1 protein-coding gene and 1 pseudogene are annotated in these 1,747 nt (G+C 62.6%); one reads left to right on the top strand and one right to left on the bottom strand.

The genetic code is table 11. The annotated features are described in order from the left end of the window. Window positions 1-379, top strand: a pseudogene (locus EN991_RS34950) (DUF459 domain-containing protein); the annotation flags it as partial. A gap of 223 nt (window positions 380-602) precedes the next feature. Here EN991_RS34950 and EN991_RS34940 read toward each other — a convergent pair. Next, the coding region (locus EN991_RS34940) for a lytic murein transglycosylase (RefSeq protein WP_127370430.1) at window positions 603-1,747 on the bottom strand (1,145 nt) is incomplete at its 5' end.

The following is a 1,747-nucleotide window of genomic DNA, read 5'->3' as shown; positions in this document are numbered from 1 at the left end:
CGAAAAACCCGCCGCCGTGATCGTCATGCTGGGCTCCAACGACCGCCAGTCGATGAAGGTGGGCGACGTGCGCGAACAGCCACGTTCCGAGAACTGGACCAAGGAATATGAACGCAGGACCGACGCGCTGGGCAAAGCCATCGCCGCGGCCAAGGTCCCCTTCCTTTGGGTCGGCATGCCGGCGTTCCGGGTGCCGAAGATGACCTCGGATATGCTTGCCTTCAACGACATCTACCATCAGGCCGCAGAAAGCCATGGCGGCGAATTCGTCGATATCTGGGACGGCTTTGTCGACGAGAACGGCGCCTTCGTCACCAGCGGCCCCAACATCAACGGCCAGCCGCGGTTTTGCTGCTCCTGCGCCATGGCCGGCGCATGAAAGGCGCCAGCAACGCCGACGGCAAGCACGACCACGGCCAGGACGAGCACCGGCATGCGACGAACAAGCCCTGCGATGCGCGCAGCCGAAGCCAATCGTTTCCTCCGTCCCTTGGCGCAGTCCTGCCGAAAAACCGCATCGGTTTCTCGGCAAATGCCGCGCCAACCAGATTGCTACAGTGTCCTTTGCGCGCCTGGAAGGCCGCGCGGCACCGCAGGCGGCTCTATTTCTGCCGGAGCCACTTCAGCACTTCCATGCTCGGATAGCCGTCCTGGGTCAAGCCGGCCTTGGCCTGGAAGGCCATGATGGCAGTCTTCGAGCCGTCGCCGATCTTGCCGTCGAACTTGCCGTCGTAAAGGCCATGCTGGGAAAGCCGCTTCTGCAGCTCCTGTCTTTCCTCGAAAGTAAGCTTGGTGAAAGGCCGCTTCCAGTCCTGCACCAGACCGCTCGAGCCGGCGATTTCGTCGGCAAGAAGGCCGACGGCCAGCGCATATTTGTCGGCGTTGTTGTAGGCCTTGATGACCGTGAAATTCTTGATCATCAGGAAGGCTGGCCCGCTGCGGCCGTCCGGCACCTTCAGCGTCGCCTTGTCGGAGCCGTTCTTGAACGGCTTGCCGTTGGCCCTGACGACGCCGAGCGCCTGCCACTGCGACAGTGTCTTGGAACCGCCGGGAAGTTTTCCGGCTGGCAAGGCGACCTCATAGCCCCAGGTCTTGCCGGCTTGCCAGCCATTCTTCTTCAACAAATTGGCTGATGTCGCCAGCGCATCGGGGATCGAATTCCAGATGTCTCGCTTGCCATTGCCGTCCATGTCCACGGCATAGTGCAGATAGCTGGTCGGGATGAACTGGGTGTGGCCCATGGCGCCGGCCCAGGATCCGCTCAGATGGCTTTCGTCGATGTCGCCGGTCTGCAGGATCTTCAGCGCGGCGATCAGCTGTGTGCGGGCGAATTTCGCCCGCTTCGGATCGGCGTAGGCCAAGGTCGCCAGCGAGCGCACGACGTTGCGCATGATGTCGTCGCGCTTGAGGATCTCGCCATAATTCGATTCCATCGACCAGATGGCCAGCAGGATGTAACGGTCGACGCCGAACCTGGCCTCGATCCGATCCAGCCACGGCTTCCATTTCCTGGCCATCTGCTGGCCGACGGCGACGGACTGATCATGGACGCGGTTGTCGAAATAGTCCCAGGCAGGGGCCGTGAATTCAGGCTGCGTGCGCGCCTTTTCCAGCACCACGGGATCGATATCCCTGATGTTCCTGAAGGCCTGGTCGTAGAGGGCGCCGGAAACGCCGCTCTGCACGGCGGTGGCGCGGAAGCCGGCGACCCATTGCCGGAAACCGGCATCGGCGAAAGCGGGGCCAG

It is taken from the genome of Mesorhizobium sp. M7A.F.Ca.US.005.03.2.1 (assembly GCF_003997795.1).
GTDB lineage: Bacteria > Pseudomonadota > Alphaproteobacteria > Rhizobiales > Rhizobiaceae > Mesorhizobium > Mesorhizobium ciceri.
The sequence above is the reverse complement of the archived record's forward strand: the minus strand, read 5'-3'. Positions and strand labels throughout refer to the sequence as shown.